The organism is Achromobacter sp. 1011811831 (assembly GCF_059760905.1).
Genome location: NZ_JCBANG010000209.1, coordinates 1 through 678, shown reverse-complemented (window position 1 = coordinate 678; position 678 = coordinate 1). Strand labels below are relative to the sequence as shown.

At 60.2% G+C, this 678-nt stretch carries 1 protein-coding gene; it reads left to right on the top strand.

The annotated features are described in order from the left end of the window. Window positions 1-11 precede the first annotated feature (11 nt). On the top strand, window positions 12-678 hold a 667-nt coding region (locus tag AC6LJ9_RS30625; protein ID WP_498150451.1), incomplete at its 3' end, for an IS256 family transposase.

The window sequence follows — 678 nt, the reverse complement described above, 5'->3', positions numbered from 1 at the left end:
AAGGAGTATGTATGCCTCGCACCCCGAAGTCCAAGCTGGCGGATCTGCCGGCTATTCCCCCTGAGCTGTTGGAGTCGTTCGGCAACGGCCCGATGACGGCCGAAGCCATCAACGCCGCCTCTCTGGCTTTCAAGAAGGCATTGATTGAGCGAGCACTCGCAGGAGAGATGAACCATCATCTAGGCTATCCGAGCGGTGCGGCCAAGCCGGCCGATGTCGCTAACCAGCGCAATGGCAAGGGCGCCAAGACGGTGCTCACCGAGGAAGGCCCCGTGCGTATCGAGGTGCCGCGCGACCGCGATGGCAGCTTCGCGCCGCTGCTTATCCCCAAGCACGAACGGCGTTTTACCGGTTTTGACGACAAGATCGTCGCCATGTACGCCCGAGGCATGACGGTGCGCGAGATCCAGGGATTTCTGCTGGAGCAATATGCCACCGAGGTCTCTCCGGAGTTCATCAGTTCAGTGACCGATGAAGTCATGGCCGAGGTCACCGCCTGGCAGTCTCGGCCTCTGGAACCGATGTATCCAGTTGTTTTCTTTGACGCGCTACGGGTCAAGATCCGCCAGGATGCGGTCGTACGCAACAAGGCCATCTACCTGGCGCTGGGTGTGTTGCCCGATGGTTCACGCGACATTCTTGGCCTTTGGATCGAGGGCACCGAAGGCGCCAAGTTCT